The 20,404-nt window shown below is 66.9% G+C and carries 19 protein-coding genes; 18 read left to right on the top strand and 1 reads right to left on the bottom strand.

The genetic code is table 11. The annotated features are described in order from the left end of the window. Positions 1-230: 230 nt before the first annotated feature. From CLI93_RS12250 to fghA, 18 genes are all read left to right on the top strand, one after another. The gene (locus tag CLI93_RS12250) at positions 231-2,627 is read left to right on the top strand and encodes a bifunctional salicylyl-CoA 5-hydroxylase/oxidoreductase (protein WP_095541708.1); all 2,397 of its coding nucleotides are present in this window, start codon (positions 231-233) and stop codon (positions 2,625-2,627) included. A gap of 2 nt (positions 2,628-2,629) precedes the next feature. Next, positions 2,630-3,433, top strand: coding sequence for an SDR family NAD(P)-dependent oxidoreductase (locus tag CLI93_RS12245; protein ID WP_095541854.1), 804 nt, complete (start codon positions 2,630-2,632; stop codon positions 3,431-3,433). Beyond that, the gene (locus CLI93_RS12240) at positions 3,430-3,975 is read left to right on the top strand and encodes a MarR family winged helix-turn-helix transcriptional regulator (RefSeq protein ID WP_095541709.1); all 546 of its coding nucleotides are present in this window, start codon (positions 3,430-3,432) and stop codon (positions 3,973-3,975) included. Before CLI93_RS12245 ends, CLI93_RS12240 begins: the two co-directional genes overlap by 4 nt. A 37-nt stretch (positions 3,976-4,012) precedes the next feature. Further along, entirely contained in the window at positions 4,013-4,873 is an 861-nt protein-coding gene (locus tag CLI93_RS12235; protein WP_095541710.1) for an enoyl-CoA hydratase family protein, read from the top strand. 1 nt (position 4,874) lies between these two features. Continuing rightward, complete coding sequence (locus CLI93_RS12230; RefSeq protein ID WP_095541711.1) at positions 4,875-6,044, top strand: acyl-CoA dehydrogenase family protein; 1,170 nt, start codon at positions 4,875-4,877, stop codon at positions 6,042-6,044. Positions 6,045-6,183: 139 nt separating this feature from the next. Then, complete coding sequence (locus CLI93_RS12225) at positions 6,184-7,845, top strand: AMP-binding protein (RefSeq protein WP_095541855.1); 1,662 nt, start codon at positions 6,184-6,186, stop codon at positions 7,843-7,845. 398 nt (positions 7,846-8,243) lie between these two features. Next, positions 8,244-9,461 (top strand): ABC transporter substrate-binding protein, encoded by a 1,218-nt coding sequence (locus CLI93_RS12220; RefSeq protein ID WP_095541712.1) that lies wholly within the window; start codon positions 8,244-8,246, stop codon positions 9,459-9,461. Between the two features lie 111 nt (positions 9,462-9,572). Then, positions 9,573-10,493, top strand: a complete 921-nt coding sequence (locus CLI93_RS12215; RefSeq protein WP_095541713.1) for a branched-chain amino acid ABC transporter permease — start codon at positions 9,573-9,575, stop codon at positions 10,491-10,493. A gap of 4 nt (positions 10,494-10,497) precedes the next feature. Next, the gene (locus CLI93_RS12210; RefSeq protein WP_095541714.1) at positions 10,498-11,517 is read left to right on the top strand and encodes a branched-chain amino acid ABC transporter permease; all 1,020 of its coding nucleotides are present in this window, start codon (positions 10,498-10,500) and stop codon (positions 11,515-11,517) included. Then, complete coding sequence (locus CLI93_RS12205; protein WP_095541856.1) at positions 11,514-12,362, top strand: ABC transporter ATP-binding protein; 849 nt, start codon at positions 11,514-11,516, stop codon at positions 12,360-12,362. Before CLI93_RS12210 ends, CLI93_RS12205 begins: the two co-directional genes overlap by 4 nt. After that, on the top strand, positions 12,359-13,069 hold the full coding sequence (locus CLI93_RS12200) for an ABC transporter ATP-binding protein (protein WP_095541715.1): 711 nt from the start codon (positions 12,359-12,361) through the stop codon (positions 13,067-13,069). Before CLI93_RS12205 ends, CLI93_RS12200 begins: the two co-directional genes overlap by 4 nt. A gap of 91 nt (positions 13,070-13,160) precedes the next feature. Next, the gene (locus CLI93_RS12195; RefSeq protein ID WP_172424229.1) at positions 13,161-13,631 is read left to right on the top strand and encodes an acyl-CoA thioesterase; all 471 of its coding nucleotides are present in this window, start codon (positions 13,161-13,163) and stop codon (positions 13,629-13,631) included. 18 nt (positions 13,632-13,649) lie between these two features. Further along, complete coding sequence (locus CLI93_RS12190; protein WP_095541717.1) at positions 13,650-14,042, top strand: RidA family protein; 393 nt, start codon at positions 13,650-13,652, stop codon at positions 14,040-14,042. Positions 14,043-14,416: 374 nt separating this feature from the next. Then, a complete protein-coding gene (locus CLI93_RS12185) occupies positions 14,417-16,684 on the top strand; it encodes a TonB-dependent hemoglobin/transferrin/lactoferrin family receptor (protein ID WP_095995950.1) in 2,268 nt (755 codons plus the stop codon). Positions 16,685-16,854: 170 nt separating this feature from the next. Next, a complete protein-coding gene (gene frmR / locus CLI93_RS12180) occupies positions 16,855-17,154 on the top strand; it encodes a formaldehyde-responsive transcriptional repressor FrmR (protein ID WP_095541857.1) in 300 nt (99 codons plus the stop codon). 26 nt (positions 17,155-17,180) lie between these two features. Then, positions 17,181-18,323, top strand: a complete 1,143-nt coding sequence (locus tag CLI93_RS12175; protein ID WP_095541719.1) for an S-(hydroxymethyl)glutathione dehydrogenase/class III alcohol dehydrogenase — start codon at positions 17,181-17,183, stop codon at positions 18,321-18,323. Positions 18,324-18,334: 11 nt separating this feature from the next. Continuing rightward, positions 18,335-18,802 carry a methyltransferase family protein gene (locus CLI93_RS12170; RefSeq protein WP_095541720.1) on the top strand — a complete coding sequence of 156 codons (468 nt, stop codon included), beginning with the start codon at positions 18,335-18,337 and terminating at the stop codon, positions 18,800-18,802. A 39-nt stretch (positions 18,803-18,841) separates the two neighbouring features. Next, a complete protein-coding gene (fghA, locus tag CLI93_RS12165) occupies positions 18,842-19,681 on the top strand; it encodes an S-formylglutathione hydrolase (protein ID WP_095541721.1) in 840 nt (279 codons plus the stop codon). A 137-nt stretch (positions 19,682-19,818) separates the two neighbouring features. On the opposite strand, the gene CLI93_RS12160 is transcribed toward fghA, so the two are convergent. Beyond that, positions 19,819-20,328: a macro domain-containing protein gene (locus CLI93_RS12160; RefSeq protein WP_238945742.1), complete on the bottom strand. Its 510-nt coding sequence runs from the start codon at positions 20,326-20,328 to the stop codon at positions 19,819-19,821. Between the last annotated feature and the right edge of the window lie 76 nt (positions 20,329-20,404).

Here is a 20,404-nt window from a genome sequence, read left to right as displayed (position 1 = left end):
CGCAAAGCCTCGCCATAGCCCCAGCTATGGCTGCGTTTTGCGCCTTGCAGCCCACCCCAAACCGCTTCTTGCCCACTCGCGCCGAGATTTTGAACAGGCGCTGAGGGTGTGAACAGGTGCTGAGCGCACGCCCCGCCCGCCCAAGGGAAACTCCCAGGGCCTGGCTGCGAATTTTTAATTGACAGCTAAACAATTGAGCCAAAAAATAAATGCCGTACAGGAGGTGCGGCATGAAGATCGTATGCATAGGCGGCGGCCCGGCCGGGCTGTATTTCGGTTTGCTGATGAAAAAGCTCGACGCGGCGCACGAGGTCATCGTGGTCGAGCGCAACAAGCCCTACGACACCTTTGGCTGGGGCGTGGTGTTTTCCGACGCGACCATGGACAACATGCGCCAGTGGGATGCCGAATCGGCCGCCGAGATCGAGCAGGCCTTCAACCACTGGGACGACATCGAGTTGCTGTTCAAGGGCCGCACCATCCGCTCGGGCGGGCATGGCTTTGTGGGCATCGGGCGCAAGAAGCTGCTCAACATCCTGCAAGAGCGCTGCGAGCAACTGGGCGTGAAGCTGGTGTTCGAGACCGAGGTGCAGTCCGATGAGGACTACGCCGATGCCGATCTGATCGTCGCCAGCGATGGCATCAATTCGCTGATCCGCAAGAAGTACGAGGCCATCTTCAAGCCCGACATCGTCACCCGCCCCAACCGTTACATCTGGCTGGGCACGAACAAGGTGTACGACGCCTTCACCTTCGACTTCCGTCGCACCGAGCACGGCTGGTTCCAGGCGCACATCTACAAGTTCGACGAGAACACCTCGACCTTCATCGTCGAAACCACCGAGGACACCTGGCGCGCCCACGGGTTGGACAGCGCCGACCAGGATCAGTCCATCGCCTTTTGCGAGCAACTGTTTGCCGAAAACCTGGGCGGGGCCAAGCTGATGAGCAATGCGCGGCATTTGCGCGGCTCGGCCTGGATCAACTTCCAGCGCGTGGTCTGCGAGCAGTGGTGGCTGCAAAACGCGCGCGGCAGCCACGTGGTGCTGATGGGCGATGCGGTGCACACGGCGCACTTTGCCATTGGCTCGGGCACCAAGCTGGCCATTGAGGACGCCATCGAGCTGACGCGCCAGTTCCAACTGCTGGGCGATAGCCCGGCACAGATCCCCGAGGTGCTGGCCGCCTACCAGGAAGCGCGCCGCGTGGAGACGCTGCGCCTGCAAAACGCGGCCTGGAATGCCATGGAGTGGTTCGAGGTCTGCGGCCAGCGCTATTGCGACCAGCTCGATCCCGAGCAGTTCATGTACTCCATGCTCACGCGCAGCCAGCGCATCAGCCACGAGAACCTGCGTCTGCGCGATGCCGCCTGGCTGGAGGGCTACGAGCGCTGGTTCGCCCAGCGCGCCGCCGATGCGGCAGAGCGGCAACTGCCCGCGCAGGACAAGCCCACGCCGCCCATGTTCACGCCCTACAAGGTGCGCGGCCTGACGCTGAAGAACCGCATCGTCGTCTCGCCCATGGCGCAGTACTCGGCCCGCGACGGCCTGGTGGGCGACTACCACCTGATGCACCTGGGCGCGCGCGCCATGGGCGGCGCGGGCCTAGTGATGGTGGAGATGACCTGTGTCAGCCCAGAAGGGCGCATCACCCCCGGCTGCCCCGGCCTGTACCGGCCCGAGCACACAGCCGCCTTCAAGCGCATCATCGACTGGGTGCACAGCTACACGGATGCCAAGATCGGCATCCAGATCGGCCACGCCGGGGCCAAGGCCTCGACCCGCCTGGCCTGGGAGGGCATCGACCAACCGCTGGTCCAGGGCAACTGGCCCATTGTTTCGGCCTCCGAGCAGCAATACCTGCCCGGCGTGAGCCAGACGGCCAAGGCCGTCACCGCCGAGGACATGGCGCAGATCAAGGCGCAGTTCGTCGCTGCCGCCCAGGCCGCCCACGAGGCGGGCGCGGACTGGCTGGAGCTGCACTGCGCGCACGGCTATTTGCTTTCCTCCTTCATCAGCCCGCTGACCAACCAGCGCACCGATGAATACGGCGGCAGCCTGGAAAACCGCCTGCGCTACCCGCTGGAGGTGTTTGCCGCCGTGCGCACCGCCTGGCCCGAGGACAAGCCCATGTCGGTGCGCATCTCGGCGCACGACTGGGTCGAGGGCGGCACCACGCCGGCCGATGCGGTGGAGATCGCCAAGGCCTTCAAGGCCGCTGGCGCGGACATGATCGACGTCTCCTCCGGCCAGGTCAGAAAGCAGGAAAAGCCCGTCTATGGCCGCATGTTCCAGACCCCGTTTGCCGACCGCATCCGCCAGGAGGCAGGCATTGCCACCATCGCCGTGGGCGCCATCAGCGAGGCCGACCACGCCAACAGCATCCTGGCCGCAGGCCGCGCCGATTTGTGCGCCGTGGCGCGCCCGCACCTGGCCAACCCGGCCTGGACGCTGACCGAGGCAGCCAAGATCGGCCACACCGCCATCACCTGGCCGCCGCAGTACCGCTCGGGCAAGCAGCAGATGGAGGCCAACTTCGCCCGCGAGCAGGCGGCCCAGCAGGCTGCGCTGTCCGCCGCCCAGGTGCGCCCCCCGGCCAATGCCGCATCCAACGGGCAGGGGCAATGAGCATGGCGCAGGGCAACACCGCACCCCCCGCAGCGGCCAGCGCGCCCGCGCTGCGCCATGCGCTGGTCACGGGCGGCGGCAGCGGCATTGGCGCGGCCATCGCCCGCCGTCTGGTGGCCAATGGCTTTCGTGTCACTCTGCTGGGGCGGCGGCTGGCGGCTGTGCAGGCCGTGGCCGATGAGCGGCCCGAGGCCATGCAGGCCGTCAGCGCCGACGTCAGCGACCCGGCCCAATTGCAGGCCGCGCTGGCCCAGGCGCGCCAGCGCTTTGGCCCCATCGACACCCTCATCAACAACGCCGGGCAGGCGCAGACCGCGCCCTTTGCCAAGATGGAGCTGGCGCTGTGGCAGCAGATGCTGGCTGTGAACCTCACCGGCACCATGCTGTGCACCCAGGCGGCGCTGCCGGACATGCTGGCCGCTGGCTGGGGCCGCATCGTCAACGTGGCCAGCACGGCCGGGCAGATCGGCTACGCCTACGTCAGCGCCTACTGCGCGGCCAAGCACGGCGTCATCGGCCTGACGCGCGCACTGGCGCTGGAGCTGGCGCGCAAGGGCATCACCGTCAACGCCGTATGCCCCGGCTACACCGAAACCGACATCGTGCGCGAAGCCATCGAGAACATCGTCGCCAAGACTGGTCGCAGCGCCGAGCAGGCCAGGGCCGAGTTCGTCAAAAGCAACCCGCAGGGCCGCCTGGTGCAGCCCGCTGAAGTGGCCGATGCCGTGGCCTGGCTGTGCGGCACAGGCGCGGGCGCCATCAACGGCCAGGCCATTGCCGTGGCCGGCGGGGAGGTGATGCCATGAGCCGCAGCGCCGCAGGCGGCAGCGCGCAAAGCCGTTTTGGCCTGAGCCAATTGCTGGGCGAGGAGCACATCGGCCTGGAGGCGCGCGCCCAGCAGGACGACCACATGGACACGCGGCTGTGGCTGCGCCTGTTCTCGCTGACCGAGCAAATCGAGCAGCGCATCCGCCAGATGCTGCGCCAGCAGTTCGACACCACGCTGCCGCGTTTCGACTACCTGGCCCAGCTCGACCGCCACCCGCAGGGGCTGCGCATGAACACGCTCTCGCGCTATCTGATGGTCACCGGCGGCAGCGTCACCGGGCTGACCGACCAGCTCGTCAAGGATGGGCTGGTCGAGCGCATCCCCGACCCGCAGGACCGCCGTTCGCTCTACGTCAAGCTCACGCCCAAGGGGCGGCGGCAGTTTCGCAAGATGGCCCAGGCCCACGAGCAATTGCTGGGCACGCTGCTGGCTGGCCTGGGCAAGCGCGACAAGGACTTGCTCTACGAACAACTGGGCCAATTGCGCGTGCTGCTGGCCGCGCAGGACATGCAGGCCTGACCCATCCACTCAACGACATTGCAGGAGCACCCCAGACATGAACAGTGCAGACACCCGCATCGACCCGGCCTTGCAGGCCGGCAACCGCAAGCCCATGGCGGGCTACCAGGCCCAGCATTTTCTGTGGCAGGCCGATGGCCCGGTGGCCACCATCACCCTCAACCGCCCCGACCGCAAGAACCCGCTGACCTTCGACAGCTATGCCGAGCTGCGCGATTTGTTTCACCAACTGCAATGGGCCAGCGACATCAAGGCCGTGGTCGTCACTGGCGCGGGCGGCAACTTCTGCTCCGGCGGCGATGTGCATGAAATCATCGGCCCGCTGGTGCAGCTCAAGGCCCCCGAGCTGCTGATGTTCACGCGCATGACCGGCGCGCTGGTCAAGACCATGCGAGCCTGCCCGCAGCCCATCGTGGCCGCCATCGACGGCGTGTGTGCGGGCGCGGGTGCCATCATCTCCATGGCATCCGATTTGCGCCTGGGCACGGCGCGCGCCAAGGTGGCGTTCTTGTTCAACCGCGTTGGCCTGGCCGGCTGCGACATGGGCGCTTGCGCCATGCTGCCGCGCATCATCGGCCAGGGCCGCGCCAGCGAGCTGCTCTACACCGGCCGCGTGCTCGGCGGCGAGGAGGCCGAGCGCTGGGGCTACTTCAACCGCCTGTGCGCGCCCGATGAGGTGCTGGCGCAGGCCCAGCAACTGGCCGCCGAGCTGGCCGCTGGCCCCAGCTTTGCCAACGGCATCACCAAAACCATGCTGCACCAAGAGTGGAGCATGGGCATCGACCAAGCCATCGAGGCCGAGGCCCAGGCCCAGGCCATTTGCATGCTGACCGAGGATTTCTCGCGCGCCTACCACGCCTTCGTGGCCAAGCAAAAACCCGTGTTCCAGGGAGATTGACATGCAGCGCGGTCTGGACACCTCCTATCAGCAATGGCCGTTTTTCGAAGCGCGCCACGCCGAGCTGGCGCAGCAGCTCGATGCTTGGGCCAGCACCCACATCGGCCATGAGCCGCACGGCAGCGGCAGCGATGTGGACGCGCATTGCCGCCAACTCGTCCAGGCCCTGGGCGAAGCGGGCTGGCTGCGCCATGCCGTGGGCGAATCGGCCCAGAGCATGGACGCGCGCGCCATCTGCCTGATCCGCGAGACGCTGGCGCGCCACAGCGGCCTGGCCGACTTCGCCTTTGCCATGCAGGGCCTGGGCAGCGGCGCCATCAGCCTGCACGGCACGCCCGAGCAGCGCCAGCGCTACCTGCCGCGCGTGGCGGCGGGCCAGGCCATTGCGGCCTTTGCGCTGTCCGAGCCGCAGGCTGGCTCGGACGTGGCCGCCATGGCCTGCGCCGCGCGCCGCGAGGGCGATGATTACGTGCTCGACGGCGAGAAAACCTGGATCTCCAACGGCGGCATTGCCGATTTTTACGTCGTCTTCGCCCGCACCGGCGAAGCGCCCGGCGCGCGCGGCATCAGCGCCTTCATCGTCGATGCCGACACCCCCGGCCTGACGATTGCCGAGCGCATCGACGTCATCGCCCCGCACCCGCTGGCGCGGCTGAAGTTCGAGGGTTGCCGCATCCCCGCCAGTTGCCGCGTGGGCGAGGCCGGCGAGGGCTTCAAGGTCGCCATGCGCACGTTGGACGTGTTTCGCACCTCGGTGGCCGCCGCTGCACTGGGCTTTGCGCGCCGCGCCCTGCAAGAGGCTTTGTTGCGCGCCACCTCGCGGCAGATGTTCGGCGGCGTGCTGGCCGACTTCCAGATCACCCAGACCAAGCTGGCGCAAATGGCCACTGCCATCGACAGCGCCGCCTTGCTCACCTACCGCGCCGCCTGGCTGCGCGATGGCGGCCACAGCGTCACAAAGGAAGCGGCCATGGCCAAGCTCACCGCCACCGAGAACGCCCAGCAGGTCATCGACGCGGCGGTGCAGATGTTCGGCGGCCTGGGCGTGGTCAGCGGCCAGCCGGTCGAGTCGCTGTACCGCGAGATCCGCGCGCTGCGCATCTACGAAGGCGCCAGCGAAGTGCAGCAGCTCATCATCGGCCGCGAGCTGCTCAAGGCGCTCAAAGCCTGAAGCGGTTGACACGGGGTGTTGATGGACTCGCCAAATTGCATCAAGACCCATTGCCCACGTTGCCGAAAAAGGGACATTTGATTTCCTATCGGCTGGTATGAAAAAGAGGCGCAAAGCGCCCATGCAGGAGACAAACCACATGCCCAGCGCCCATACCGACACCTTTGCGCGCGACAACCTGCCGCCGCTGGAGCAGCAGCCCGAATACCTGTTCGAGCTGCCCGAGCTGCAATTTCCCGCGCAGCTCAACTGCGCCACCGAATTGCTCGACCGCCACGTGGCCCAAGGGCGCGGCGATCGCCTGTGCCTGCGCGCGCCGGACGGCACGCGCTGGAGCTACGCCGACTTGCAGGCCCACGCCAACCGCATCGCCAACGTGCTGGTGCAGGACATGGGCTTGCAGCCGGGCAACCGCGTGCTGCTGTTTGCGCCCAACACGCCCTGGATGGTGGCCTGCTGGTTTGCGGTGATGAAGGCCGGCGGCATTGCCGTGGCGGTGATGCCGCTGCTGCGCGCCAAGGAGTTGCGCACCATCATCGACATCGGCCAGATCAGCCACGCGCTGTGCGATGCGCGCCTGGCCGGCGAGCTGGAGGGCGCGCGCGCAATGCCATCTTCAGCGCCGCAACTGGCGCAGGTGTGCTACTTCAACACCGCGCTGGCCGCGCCATCGAGCGGGGCCGAGCTGCCCTGCCTGCACCGCGCCATGCAGCAGGCCGCGCCCGATTTCAGCAACGTGGACACGGCCAGCGACGACGTGTGCCTGCTGGGCTTTACCTCTGGCACCACCGGCGTGCCCAAGGCCACCATGCACTACCACCGCGACGTGATGGCCATCTGCAAGTGCTGGCCGCGCCACGTGCTGCGCGCCGATGCGGACGATGTCTTCATTGGCAGCCCGCCGCTGGGCTTTACCTTTGGCCTGGGCGGGCTGGTGCTGTTCCCCATGGACATTGGCGCCAGCAGCGTGCTGCTGGAAAAGGCCGGACCGCAGCAATTGCTGGAGGCCTGCGCGCAATTTGGCGCCACCGTGGTGTTCACCGCGCCCACGGCCTACCGCCACATGGCGGCCATGCCCGAGCTGCTGGCCCAGGCGCGGCTGCGCAAGTGCGTCAGCGCGGGCGAGGCGCTGCCCGCGTCCACGCGCGCGCTGTGGAAGCAGGCCAGCGGCATCGAGCTGATCGACGGCATTGGCGCGACCGAGCTGCTGCACATCTTCATCTCCGCCGACGAGGCCAGCGCCCGCCCGGGCGCGACCGGCAAGCCCGTGCCCGGCTACCGCGCCCGCGTGCAGGACGATGACGGCAACGAGCTGCCGCCGGGCACCGTGGGCAAGCTGGCCGTCAAAGGCCCCACGGGCTGCCGCTACCTGCGCGACGAGCGCCAGAAAACCTATGTGCAGGATGGCTGGAACCTCACCGGCGACGCTTATTTGATGGACGAGGACGGCTACTTCTTCTACCAGGCGCGCACCGACGACATGATCATCTCGGCGGGCTACAACATTGCCGCGCCCGAGGTGGAGGAGGCGCTGATGCAGCACCCGGCCGTGGCCGAATGCGCCGTCATCGGCACGCCCGATGAGGAGCGCGGCCAGATCGTCAAGGCCTTTGTCGTCGTCAAGGAGGGCGTGGCCGCCGATGCCGAGCTGGTCGCGGCCTTGCAGGAGTTCGTCAAGCAGACCGTGGCGCCCTACAAATACCCGCGCGCCGTGGAGTTCATCGCCGCGCTGCCGCGCACCACCACCGGCAAGCTCCAGCGCAGCGCGCTCAAGCGCCGCATGGGCGAGCAGCATGGGTGAAAGTGCTTAGAGCGTGTTATGCACTTTGCGCACCCCCGCGCTGGCCCCAAAACCGTGTAATCGCAAGGCGGCGCGCGCCGCCAAGGCTGACTGCCTTGGCAAGCGGGCCAACGCGGCGAGTGCATGGTTTTGGGGTCAGCCCGAAGGGAGAAGCGCCCCGGCATGCGCATTGCGGCGTTGCCGCCCCCTTGCAGCGCAGCCAGGCTGCGGCGGGGACGGCGCCTTGCACTGCACACGCCGGGGCGCTCTCGCGGGGAGCGCAAAGTGCATAACACGCTCTAGACCAAAGCCTGGCCCAAGCGCCCGATCGCCCGGCTCTGGATGCGATACTTTTTCGCCCTGCAAATGCAGCAGGCCCTTTGCTCCACCCCATTCATGACATTCAAGGAGACACCCGCATGACCCGCACCACCCGCCCCAGCATCCGCTTTTCCAGCCTTCGCTCCCACACCCTGGCCGCCGTGGCCGGTGCGGCGGCGCTGTGCCTGGCCCAGGCCGCCTCGGCCGCCGAGGAGGTGAAGATCGGCCTGCTCAGCACGCTCTCGGGCCCAGGCTCGACGCTGGGCATCGACATCCGCGACGGCTTTCAGCTCGCGCTCAAGCACACCGAGGGCAAGCTCGGCGGCCTGCCGGCCAAGGTGGTGATCGTTGATGACCAGCAAAGCCCCGACGCGGCCAAGCAAACCACCGACCGCCTGCTCAAGCGCGAGAAGGTGGACTTCATGACCGGCGTGGTGTTCTCCAACATCATGCTGGCCGTGGCCCCGGCCATTTTTGCCAACAAGACCTACTACATCAGCGCCAACGCCAGCCCTTCGCAACTGGCGGGCAAGCAGTGCAACCCCTATTTCTTCAGCGCCGCCTACCAGAACGACAACCAGCACGAGGCCGTGGGCCAGGCCGTGCAGGACAAGGGCGTCAAGAAAGTGGCGCTGATCGCCCCCAACTACCCCGGCGGCAAGGACGCACTGGCCGGTTTCAAGCGCTTCTACAAGGGTGAGGTGGCGCTGGAGCTTTACACCCCGCTGTCGCAATTGGACTATGGCGCGGAGCTGTCGCAGATTCGCGCCTCCGGCGCCGAGGCGGTGTACTTCTTCCTGCCTGGCGGGCTGGGCATCAACTTCATCAAGCAGTTCCATGGCGCGGGCCTGAAGGACAGCATGGCCTTGTTCGCCCCGGGCTTTTCCGCCGATGAGGACGTCATCAGCGCCGTGGGCGAGGCCACCGTGGGCATTTACAACGCCTCGCAATGGGCCTGGGATCTGGACAACGCCGCCAACAAGCGCTTCGTCGAGGACTTCCGCAAGGAATACGGCCGCACGCCCACGCTGTATGCCTCGCAGGGCTACGACGCGGCCATGCTGATCGACTCGGCCGTCAAGGCCACGGGCGGCAACCTCAAGGACAAGGCCGCCATCGGCAAAGCCTTGCAGGCGGCCAACTTCAACTCGGTGCGCGGCGATTTCCGCTTCAACACCAACCACTTCCCGATCCAGCACTACTACATGCGCGAAGTGGTCAAGGGCGAAGATGGAAAGGTCACCAACAAGCTGATCGGCAAGGCCTTCGAGAACCACAGCGATGCCTACGTGGGCGATTGCAAGATGCCGCAGTAAGCGTCTGCCCAAAGCCTGTTCAAAAACAGCCGGGCTTGATGCGATGGCGTTCTTGCCCCGGCGCTGTGCGACGCCCCCGCGGGCGCCCCCCCATCCTTTGCCTTTTCTTTCATGCAAACCACCCTGGTTCTGGAGCAACTGCTCAACGGCCTGCAATTCGGGCTGATGCTGTTCCTGCTGGCCGCTGGCCTGACGCTGGTGTTCGGCATCATGGACATGATCAACCTGGCGCATGGCTCGCTGTACATGATCGGCGCGTATCTGATTGCCAGCATCGCGGCGGCCAGCGGCTCGTTCTGGCTCGGGCTGCTGGGCGGCATCGGCGCGACGGTGCTGGTGGGCGTGCTGCTGGAGCGCACGGTGCTGCAACGCTTTTACCGGCGCGACCATCTCTCGCAGGTCATGGGCACCTTCGCCATCATGCTCATGGCCAACGAGGCCGTGCGCATGCTCTGGGGGCCGCAGCCCATCCAGCTCAACCCGCCTGCGGCGCTGGCAGGCCCCATCACACTGGCGCCGGGCTTGAGCTATCCGGCCTACCGGCTGTTCATCATCGGCGTGGGGCTGCTGGTGGCGCTGGGCATGTACTGGCTGATTACGCGCACGCGCATCGGCATGCAGGTGCGCGCGGGCGCGTCCAACCGCGAGATGGCGCTGGCCATGGGGGCCAACGTGCGGCTGCTGTTCACCGCCTTGTTCGCCTTTGCCGCCGCGCTGTGCGCGCTGGCCGGCGGCATGCTTGGGCCGCTGCTGGCCGTGCAGGTGGGCATGGGCGAGAGCATTTTGATCCTGGCCTTTGTGGTCATCGTCATCGGCGGTATTGGCTCCATCCGTGGCGCGTTGCTGGGGGCCTTGCTGGTGGGGCTGGTCGATACGGCCGGGCGCACGCTGATCCCATTGCTGTTTCGCCAGCTCATGGATGCCGAGCTGGCCGCCAACGCCGGCCCGGCGGTGGCCTCCATCCTGATTTACCTGCTCATGGCCGTGGTGCTGTTTTTCAAGCCCAGCGGCCTGTTCCCCGCGCGAGGCTGATGCCATGACCACCCCATCTGCCACCTCTGCCACCACCCCTGCTGCCCCGGGCATCACCAGCTTGCTGGACCAGCGCCTGCCGCGCGCGGTCAGCGCCGCACTGCTGCTGGGCCTGCTGGCGCTGCCGCCCGTATTGACGGCGCTGGAGAGCGATTTCTACATCGCCGTGGCCAGCCGCATCCTGATCTTCACGCTGGCGGCCACCAGCCTGAACCTCATCCTGGGCTATGGCGGCATGGTCAGCCTGGGCCATGCGGCTTTTCTGGGCATCGGGGCCTACACCGTGGGCATTGCGATGCAAGAGGGCTGGGCATCGGCCTGGCTGACCTGGCCGCTGGCGATGGCGCTGGGCGCGCTGTTTGCCCTGGCCATTGGCGCCATCAGCCTGCGCACGCAGGGCGTGTACTTCATCATGATCACGCTGGCCTTTGCGCAAATGCTGTTTTATCTGATGGTCTCGCTCAAACAGTACGGCGGCGAGGATGGACTGTCGCTGATGCAGCGCTCGGAGCTGGGCCTGGGCATCGACCTGGCCTCGGACACGCATTTTTATTACGTCGTGCTGGCCCTCTCGGCGCTGGCTTTCGTGCTGGTGCAGCGCCTGCTCAATGCGCGCTTTGGCCATGTGCTGCAAGGCATCCGCGAAAACGAAACGCGCATGCAGGCGCTGGGCTTTGCCACCTACCGCTACAAGCTGGCCGCCTTCACGCTGGCCGGGGCCATGGCCGCGCTGGCTGGCGCGCTGCTGGCCAATCAGGCCAGCTTCGTCAGCCCGGCGCTGATGCAGTGGAACCAGTCGGGCATGCTGCTCATCATGGTGATTCTGGGCGGCGTGGGCTATTTGTACGGCGGCTTTGCCGGGGCTGTGGTGTTCCTGCTGCTGGAGGAGGTGCTGGTGAGCTACACCATCCACTGGCAGTTCTACCTGGGCGCGCTGCTGCTGGCGGTGGTGCTGGCCGCGCCCAACGGCGTGCTCAGCCTGCCTGCGCGGCTGCGCCAATGGGCTTACAGGAGGGCGGCATGACGGGCGCGGCGCAGACTTCCCATCCCCCGGTCTTGCTGCACGTTGACGATCTGGTCAAGCGCTTTGGCGGGCTGACGGCCACCGACCACGCCCACCTGCAAGTGCGCCCCGGCGAGCTGCATGCGCTGATCGGCCCCAACGGCGCGGGCAAGACCACGCTGATCGCGCAGATTGCCGGGGCGCTGGCGCCCAGCAGCGGCCGCATCCTGTTCGATGGGCAGGACGTCACCGCCTGGCCCATGCACCGGCGCGTGCACCTGGGGCTGGTGCGCTCCTACCAGATCACCAGCATCTTCAAGCGCCTGCCGGTGCTGGACAACCTGGCCCTGGCGCTGCAATCGCGCAGCGGCAGCAGCTTTGCCTTCTGGCGCGCCGCACGCGCCGAGCGCGCGCGCTACGAGCAAGCCGCGCAGATCGCCCAGCGCGTCGGCCTGGGCGCGCGCCTGGCCCGCCTGGCGGGCGACTTGTCGCACGGCGAGCAGCGCCAGCTCGAAGTGGGCATGGCGCTGGCGCTCTCGCCCAAGCTGCTGCTGCTCGATGAGCCGATGGCGGGCATGGGGCCGGAGGAATCCGAGCGCATGGTGCAACTGCTGCTGGCGCTCAAAGAGCAGCAGGCCACCATCTTGCTGGTCGAGCACGACATGGACGCCGTGTTCCGCGTGGCCGACCGGATTTCGGCGCTGGTGTTCGGCAAGGTCATCGCCACCGGAGCGCCGCAAGACATCCGCCGCCACCCCGAGGTGCAGCGCGCCTACCTGGGCGATGAGCACGCCAGCGCCCCATCCGCCGCTCCACCCTGCGCCGCAACCGCAGCAACCGCCGCCACGATGGAGAGCACCGCATGAGCGCCCTGTTGGAACTGCAAGACGTGCACGCCGGCTACGGCCAAAGCCAGGTGTTGTTTGGCATGCACTGCGCCATTGCCCCGCACAGCGTGGCCACGCTGCTGGGGCGTAACGGCATGGGCAAGACCACCACGGTGCGCGCCATCCTGGGCCTGACGCCTGCCTTTGGCGGCAGCATCCGCTTTCGCGGCGAGCGCATCGAGCGCCTGCCGCCCGAGCGCATCGCCCGCATGGGCCTGGCCGTGGTGCCCGAAGGGCGGCAAATCTTCCCCAACCTCAGCGTGCGCGAGAACCTGCAAGCCTTTGCCGCCAACCGCTGCCACAGCGAGCAGCCCTGGACGCTCGAGCGCGTCTTCCACCTGTTCCCGCGCCTGCAAGAGCGCCAGCACAACATGGGCAACCAGCTCTCGGGCGGCGAGCAGCAAATGCTGGCCATTGGCCGCGCGCTGATGACCAACCCCCATCTGCTGATCCTGGACGAAGCCACCGAGGGCCTGGCGCCCCTGATCCGCGAGGAAATCTGGCAATGCCTGGCCGCGCTGCGCGCGCAGGGCCAGACCATCTTGGTGATCGACAAATACGTGCAGCGCCTGATCGAGCTGGCCGACAGCCACACCATCATCGAGCGCGGCCAGCCCGTCTGGCAGGGCAGTTCGGCGCAACTGGCGCAAGAGCCTGCGTTGTGGCAACGCTATATCGGCGTCTGAGAGGCCTTCGGCCGTCGTTTGACAAGGAAAGGCCTTCATGCCCACGCCCCCTGCAACTTCCGGCACAACCGCCACGCACGCGCTCCGGCCCATGCACTTCGAGCGCCCGCTGCGGATTCGCTTCTCGCACTGCGACCCCGCTGGCATCGTCTTCTTCCCGCAGTACCTGGTGCTGTTCAACCAATTGGTGGAAGACTGGTTCGACCACGGCCTGGGCATTGGCTACGCGCACATGCTGGGGCCGCGCCGCATCGGCCTGCCCATCGTGCGGCTGGAGTGCGACTTCCGCGCCATCAGCCGCATGGGTGATGACGTACAGCTTGGCCTGTGGGTTGAGCGCGCAGGCGGCAAATCCCTGACCTTGCACATGCAATGCCGCGCTGGCGCGCAATTGCGCGTGCAGGCGCGCAAGGTGCTGGTTTTTACCAATCTGGATACGCACCAGGCCATCGCCATCCCCGAAGACGTGCGCGCCGCGCTGCAGGCGCTGCCGCTAGTGCCCATGCAGCCAGCGTCAGCCGCTGGCTTGGCCACCAGCGTCGCGCGCCCTGAACTTTCTTAACAAACAAAGGAAATCCCCATGCAAGTCCTGCTCCCCCAAGGCTGGCCACGCCCCAAAGGCTATGCCAACGGCGTGGCCGTGCGCGGCACGCAAATCTACGTCGCCGGCATGATCGGCTGGGATGGCCAAGGCGTCTTCCACACCGATGAGCTGGGCGGCCAGGTCCGCCAGGCACTGCAAAACATTGTGGCCGTGTTGGCCGAGGCCGGCGCAGGCCCGCAGCACATCGTGCGCATGACCTGGTACGTCAAGGACAAGAAGGAATACGTTGCCGCCTACCCTGAAATCGGCAAAGCCTACCGCGAGCTGATCGGCAACTTCAACATCGCCATGACGGCTGTGCAGGTGGCCGATTTGGTGGAAGACCGCGCCAAGGTGGAAATCGAAGTCACCGCTGTGCTGCCCGATTGAGCGCTGGCGCGCCGCCGCGCTCTGCCTTCTGCCCAGCCCCAAAGGTTTTGGCGCCGCTTGCAGCCCCTTGGCGGCTCAGCCTTGTCTGTCCGCGCAGGATGCGGCATGACTGGGCCTGCTGTCTCTTGCTGCTGCGCTGCAGCCACGGGCAAGTGGCAAGCCCCAACCTCAAACTCAACCTCCAACCCCGCAAGGCCAAGCCCTGCGGGGTTTTTCATGTGCGCAGAGGCAGCCGCCGCCATGGCGAATTTGCAACAAGGGCCACCATCACAGCCGCAGCCATCGACTGCGCAGGATGCAATTCATTGACTATTGGTAACATCTATAACTAGAATAAGAACAATTTTCATCATTCTTTTTAACTGGATTCAGCAATGACCCCACACCAAGCTCACAAGGGCCTTGGCCCATTGGCCATGCGCTGCACGCCACTGGCCCTGGCGGCCGCATGCTGCCTGTTTGGCGGCAGCGCCCTGGCACAAACTGCCGCTGCGCCCCTGCAGGAAAAACAACAGGCGGACGACAAGGAATTGCCCTCCGTGGTGGTGACCGGCACACGCAGTGAACGCACGCTGCGCGAAGTGCCGGCCAGCGCCCAAGTGGTCGAGGAGCAGGCTCTGCAAGAGCGCCAGTTGGGCGACATCCGCGAGCTGGCCGAGACCGTGCCTGGCGTGACGGTGGAGCGCCGCTCCAACCGCATGACCATCAACAGCCGCGACGGGCGCAGCGGCAATGCCGGCTTCAACATCCGCGGCCTGGAAGGCAACCGCGTGCTGATGCTGGTGGACGGCGTGCGCATGCCGCGCGGCTACAGCTTTGGCGCATCCAGCCGCGACAACGTGGACTTCGGCCTGGTCGAGCGCGTGGAGATCATCAAGGGCCCGTCCTCGGCGCTGTACGGCTCGGACGGCATCGGCGGCGTGGTGCAGTTCTTCACCCGCCGCCCAGCCAGCTACCTGGGCGGCGGCAAGACGCTGGGCGGCCAGGTCGGCCTGGGCTATGAGGGCGACAGCCGCGCCGTGCGCGCCAGCGCCACGGTGGCAGGCCAGGCCAGCGAGAGTGTGCAATGGCTGCTCTCGGGCAGCGCGCTCAAGGGCCACGCGCTGGACAACCGCGGCAGCAACGACAGCGCCAGCGCGCTGCGCACCAAACCCAACCCTGAGGACACGCGCGATGCAGCGCTGCTGGGCAAGCTGGTCTGGCAGCCCAATGCGGCGCAGCGCCACACCTTCTCGGCCGAATACGTCAGCAAGCGCGACGATTTGCAGCTGCTGTCGCAATATGGCTCCGTCTCGCGCGGCGTGACCACGCTGACGGCTTCGGGCAAAACGGACAACCAGCGCCGCCGCCTGAGCTGGCAGGGCCAGTTCGAGCTGGACAGCCCGGTGGCCGATTCGCTGCGCACCTCGCTGGCCTATCAGCGTCTGCGCTCGCTGGAGCATTTCGAGAACACGCGCGAACGCCGGCCCGCCCAGGTGCGCGACACGCTGGACCATGAGAACCTGCTGCAGGCCAGCGTACAGGCCGAGAAGCTGCTGCGCACGGGCGCGCTGGCGCACAAGCTGGCCTATGGCCTGGATGGCGCGCGCACCGAGGCCGACAACCTGCAGACCGGCATGACGCCGCCAGCGGGCGAAACCTTCCCGCTCAAGCGCTTTCCAGACACCACCGAGACCGCCATCGGCCTGTACGTGCAGGACGAGATCATCGGCAACGGCTGGAGCCTGATCCCCGGCCTGCGCTGGGATCGCTACCGCATCGCCGCCAGCACCAAGGGCTTTGCAGGCATGGCCGCCAACCGCAGCGGCTCGGCCCTGTCGCCGCGCCTGGGGGCCACGCTGGACGTGACGCCGGACTGGACGCTCTACGGCCAGTGGGCCACGGGCTTTCGCACGCCGGGGGCCGACCAGCTCAATCGTTTCTTTGAAAACCCCATCGGCCATTACATGACCGTGCCCAACCCCAACCTCAAGCCCGAGAAGACCCAGCACGTGGAACTGGGTGTGAAGGGCCAGGGCGAGCGCTGGCGCTTGGAGGCCGCAGCCTTCCACGGCCGCTACCGCGATTTCATCCTCGACAACCAGCGCGTGGCTGGCACGGGCCGCCCCGGCGATCCACTGGTGTTCCAGGCCATCAACACTGGTCGCGCCAGCATCAGCGGCTTTGAGCTGGCCGGCGAATATCGCCTGCCGCAAGTGGCCGGCGGCGAGCTGTCCTTCCCGGCGGCCTTCGGCATGGCCCGTGGCCGCAACAAGGCTGACAACCAGCCCATCGACAGCGTGCAGCCCGCGCGCCTGAACCTGGGCGTGCGCTATGCCCAGCCAGCCTGGATGGTGCGTCTGGACATGACGCACCGCTGGGCCAAGAAGGCCGGCGACGTGGCGCGCGCCAGCGACCCGCGCGCCGCGCCCACCGTGCCCTTCCTGCCGGCTGCGGCGACCACGTTCGACCTCAGCGGCCAATGGCGCCTGCTGCGCCACGCCCATGGCGACGTGCGCCTGAACGCGGCGGTGCACAACCTGACCGACCGCAAGTACTGGCGCTGGGGCGATGTGCGCGGCCTGGCGGCCGATCTGCCAACCATCGACGCCTACAGCCAGCCTGGCCGCAAGTTCAGCCTGTCGGTGGTGGCGAGCTTCTGAGGCCAGCCTTCAATAAACCTTTTGAAAACCCAACCGCTTGCGGTTGGGTTTTTTTCTGCCTGCGCGATGGCCATTGCGCATGGCTTTTTGCAGGCCATTCGCTATACTGCCCCGCAGTATGTGGCCTGCGCCCGGTGCTGGGCCGCGCGCCATTTGCAAGCCGCCAAGCCATGCCCCATTCCCCCGAAGAGAAAAAACGCGCCATCACCCGGCTGCGCCGCATTCGCGGCCAGGTCGAGGCGCTGGAGCGCAGCATTGCCGAAGGCGCCGAGTGCGGCGCCGTGTTGCAGCAACTGGCCGCCATGCGCGGCGCCGTCAACGGCCTGATGGCCGAGGTGCTGCAAGGCCATTTGCGCGAGACCTTCGGCCACGCCGACTGCGGCCCCGATGCCGCGCGCGATGCGGCCCACGCGCGCCAGCACCAAGCCATCGACCAGGCCGTGGCGCTGGTGCGTTCCTACTTGCGTTAGCCCCCCACCCACCAAGGAGACCTGCCATGACCGCCACCGCCGACACCGCTGGCAAAACCCTCAAATCCCGCGCCGCCGTGGCCTTCAAGGCAGGCGCTCCGCTGGAAATCGTTGAAATCGACGTGGCCCCGCCCCAGCCCGGCGAAGTGCGCATCCGCATCACCCACACCGGCGTGTGCCATACCGACGCCTTCACCTTGAGCGGCGAGGATCCCGAAGGCATCTTCCCCGCTGTGCTCGGGCATGAAGGCGCGGGCATCGTCGTCGATGTGGGCGAGGGCGTCACCAGCGTCCAGCCTGGCGACCACGTCATCCCGCTGTACACCGCCGAATGCCGCCAATGCCTGTTCTGCCAAAGCGGCAAGACCAACCTCTGCGTGGCCGTGCGCGCCACCCAGGGCAAGGGCGTCATGCCCGACGGCAGCACGCGCTTTAGCTACAACGGCCAGCCCATCTACCACTACATGGGTTGCAGCACCTTCAGCGAATACACCGTGGTGGCCGAGGTCAGCCTGGCCAAGATCGACCCCGCCGCCAACCCCGAGCAGGTTTGCCTGCTGGGCTGCGGCGTGACCACTGGCCTGGGCGCGGTGAAGAACACCGCCAAAGTGCAAGAGGGCGACAGCGTGGCCGTGTTCGGCCTGGGCGGCATCGGCTTGGCCGTGATCCAGGGCGCCAAGCTGGCCAAGGCCGGGCGCATCATCGCCATTGACACCAACCCGGCCAAGTTCGAGCTGGCGCGCACCTTCGGCGCCACCGACTGCGTCAACCCCAAGGAGCACGACAAGCCCATCCAGCAAGTCATCATCGACATGACCGGCTGGGGCGTGGACCACAGCTTCGAGTGCATTGGCAACGTGCAGGTGATGCGCGCCGCGCTGGAATGCGCGCACCGCGGCTGGGGCCAGAGCGTCATCATCGGCGTGGCCGGCGCGGGGCAGGAAATCAGCACCCGCCCCTTCCAGCTCGTTACCGGCCGCCGCTGGCTGGGCACGGCCTTCGGCGGCGTCAAAGGCCGCAGTGAACTGCCCGGCATGGTGCAGCAGGCCATGAAAGGCGAGATTCAACTGGCCCCGTTCGTCACCCACACCATGGGGCTGGAGGAAATCAACAGCGCGTTTGATTTGATGCACGCGGGCAAGTCGATTCGCTCGGTGGTGCATTACTGAGGTGCGCCACGATGCGTTCGCTTGAGTTGAAAATCCCGCCGCTGCTGTGGTTGGCCTTGTCGGCGGCGGCGATGTACGGCTGCACTGCCCTCATGCCGCACTGGCGGCTGCCGCTGGCCTTGCCAGTACGCGCGGGCTTTGCTGGGTTGTGGGTAGTGGCAGGTGTGGTGATTGCCGCGCTTGGCGTGCTGGCCTTTCGCCGCCATGCCACCACGGCCAATCCACTGACCCCGGAGGCTGCCAGCCAGATCGTCAGCACCGGCATCTTTGCCCATAGCCGCAATCCGATGTATCTGGGCATGGCGCTGTGCCTGACGGGCTGGGCGCTGTGGCTGGCGCATCCGTTGGCGCTCTTGGGCGTAGTCCTGTTCATCGCCTGCCTGCAGCGGTTCCAGATCAGGCCGGAGGAGCGCATCCTGCTGCAGAAATTCGGCGAACCCTATGCCGAGTACCTGCGTCGAGTGCGACGCTGGTGTTGATGTTTTTCAAACCACATTGCACTGATTGGAGTTTGAAGCATGGAAAAAATCGAGTCGCGCGCCAGCTTTGGCGGCCGCCAGGAGGTCTGGCAACACGATTCCACGAGCACCGGCACGCCGATGAAGTTCGGCATCTACCTGCCGCCGCAGGCGCTGGCGGGGCAGAAGTGCCCGGTGCTGTACTGGCTCTCGGGCCTGACCTGCACGGAGCAGAACTTCATCACCAAAGCCGGGGCGCAGCCGTTTGCGGCGCAGCATGGGCTGATCGTGGTGGCGCCCGATACCTCGCCGCGCGGCGAAGGCGTGGCCAATGACGACGCCTACGACCTGGGCCAGGGCGCGGGCTTTTACGTCAACGCCACGCAAGCGCCCTGGGCGGCGCATTTCCGCATGGAAGACTATGTGGTGCAGGAGCTGCCCGCGCTGATCGAGCAGCACTTTCCCGCCAGCGCCGCACGCGCCATCAGCGGCCACAGCATGGGCGGGCATGGTGCGCTGACGCTGGCGCTGCGCCACCCGGGGCGCTACCAGAGCGTGAGCGCCTTCAGCCCCATCGTCGCGCCCAGCCAAGTGCCCTGGGGGCAAAAGGCCTTGCGCGCCTACCTGGGCGATGACCAGGCCGCATGGCGGCAGCACGATGCGGTGGCGCTGGTGGGCACGGCGTTGCAAGAGCGCCTGCCGCTGCTGGTCGATCAAGGCGAGGCCGACGAGTTTCTGGCCGGGCAGCTGCGGCCCGAGCTGTTGCGGGCAGCCTGCGCGCAAGCGGGCCACCCGCTGACGCTGCGCATGCAGCCGGGCTACGACCACAGCTATTACTTCATCGCCAGCTTCATCGGCGATCACTTCGCGCACCACGCCAAGGCGCTGAAGGCGGCCTGAGTCCCTCAAAGCCCGCGTTCACTGGTTTGGCGCTGCGCATCGCGCCTGGCCTGGCGCGAAGGCGCAAAAAAACACCACCGCTGCGGCGGTGGTGTTTTTGCTTCGCCTGGGCCAGGTTTCATGGCCCGGGCAGATGCTCACAGGCCCTCGTCGGCCTGCTCACCCTTGTGGTAGGTGGTATAGACCACGACCGGGATGTCCAACTCGCCCAGGTACTGCTGCACCAGCGGCTTGACGTCTTCCCACTCCAGGCCGCCCACGCCGGTGGCCAGGCGCGGCAGGGCCAGGCTGCGGATGTTTTCCTGCTTGACGTACTTGGCCAGGTTCTGCAGTGCGTGGCGCACGTTCTCGACTGTGGCCTTGCCGGGCTTGGCGCTGGGGCCTTGGCCCATGGTGTTTTGCGTCACCAGGTTGACGATGCGGCGCACGCCGCCTTCTTCCTGCACGCCCACCCAAGGCCAGATCTCGCCAGCCTCGATGGCGTGCGAGTGGGTGTGGTGGCGGTAGTCCTTGACCAGCGAGGGCCAGCGCTCACGCAGCGCCAGCGCCAGGCCGCTGTCGAACGGGTCCTGTGCCGAAATGCCATGGGCCAGCAGTTCGGCCTTGCTCAGCAAAATGTCGCCAGTGACTTCCTTGATCAATTGCATTCTCCTTGTTGCGTTGTTGTGGATTCTGAGGACAGGCCCCTAGGGTGCCCCGCGCGCCTTGTGGTGCGGGTGAGCC

It is taken from the genome of Vandammella animalimorsus, from assembly GCF_002288875.1.
In the GTDB taxonomy this organism is placed as follows: domain Bacteria; phylum Pseudomonadota; class Gammaproteobacteria; order Burkholderiales; family Burkholderiaceae_C; genus Lampropedia; species Lampropedia animalimorsus.
This window is presented reverse-complemented; position numbering and strand designations above follow the sequence as displayed.

Coding starts and splice junctions, on each gene's coding strand:
- CLI93_RS12205 (WP_095541856.1), top strand. CDS start 11,514: ATGACGGGCGCGGCGCAGACTTCCCATCCCCCGGTCTTGCTGCACGTT.
- CLI93_RS12250 (WP_095541708.1), top strand. CDS start 231: ATGAAGATCGTATGCATAGGCGGCGGCCCGGCCGGGCTGTATTTCGGT.
- CLI93_RS12220 (WP_095541712.1), top strand. CDS start 8,244: ATGACCCGCACCACCCGCCCCAGCATCCGCTTTTCCAGCCTTCGCTCC.
- CLI93_RS12200 (WP_095541715.1), top strand. CDS start 12,359: ATGAGCGCCCTGTTGGAACTGCAAGACGTGCACGCCGGCTACGGCCAA.
- frmR (WP_095541857.1), top strand. CDS start 16,855: ATGCCCCATTCCCCCGAAGAGAAAAAACGCGCCATCACCCGGCTGCGC.
- CLI93_RS12235 (WP_095541710.1), top strand. CDS start 4,013: ATGAACAGTGCAGACACCCGCATCGACCCGGCCTTGCAGGCCGGCAAC.
- CLI93_RS12160 (WP_238945742.1), bottom strand. CDS start 20,328: ATGCAATTGATCAAGGAAGTCACTGGCGACATTTTGCTGAGCAAGGCC.
- CLI93_RS12230 (WP_095541711.1), top strand. CDS start 4,875: ATGCAGCGCGGTCTGGACACCTCCTATCAGCAATGGCCGTTTTTCGAA.
- CLI93_RS12225 (WP_095541855.1), top strand. CDS start 6,184: ATGCCCAGCGCCCATACCGACACCTTTGCGCGCGACAACCTGCCGCCG.
- CLI93_RS12185 (WP_095995950.1), top strand. CDS start 14,417: ATGACCCCACACCAAGCTCACAAGGGCCTTGGCCCATTGGCCATGCGC.
- CLI93_RS12215 (WP_095541713.1), top strand. CDS start 9,573: ATGCAAACCACCCTGGTTCTGGAGCAACTGCTCAACGGCCTGCAATTC.
- fghA (WP_095541721.1), top strand. CDS start 18,842: ATGGAAAAAATCGAGTCGCGCGCCAGCTTTGGCGGCCGCCAGGAGGTC.
- CLI93_RS12195 (WP_172424229.1), top strand. CDS start 13,161: ATGCACTTCGAGCGCCCGCTGCGGATTCGCTTCTCGCACTGCGACCCC.
- CLI93_RS12190 (WP_095541717.1), top strand. CDS start 13,650: ATGCAAGTCCTGCTCCCCCAAGGCTGGCCACGCCCCAAAGGCTATGCC.
- CLI93_RS12210 (WP_095541714.1), top strand. CDS start 10,498: ATGACCACCCCATCTGCCACCTCTGCCACCACCCCTGCTGCCCCGGGC.
- CLI93_RS12175 (WP_095541719.1), top strand. CDS start 17,181: ATGACCGCCACCGCCGACACCGCTGGCAAAACCCTCAAATCCCGCGCC.
- CLI93_RS12240 (WP_095541709.1), top strand. CDS start 3,430: ATGAGCCGCAGCGCCGCAGGCGGCAGCGCGCAAAGCCGTTTTGGCCTG.
- CLI93_RS12170 (WP_095541720.1), top strand. CDS start 18,335: ATGCGTTCGCTTGAGTTGAAAATCCCGCCGCTGCTGTGGTTGGCCTTG.
- CLI93_RS12245 (WP_095541854.1), top strand. CDS start 2,630: ATGGCGCAGGGCAACACCGCACCCCCCGCAGCGGCCAGCGCGCCCGCG.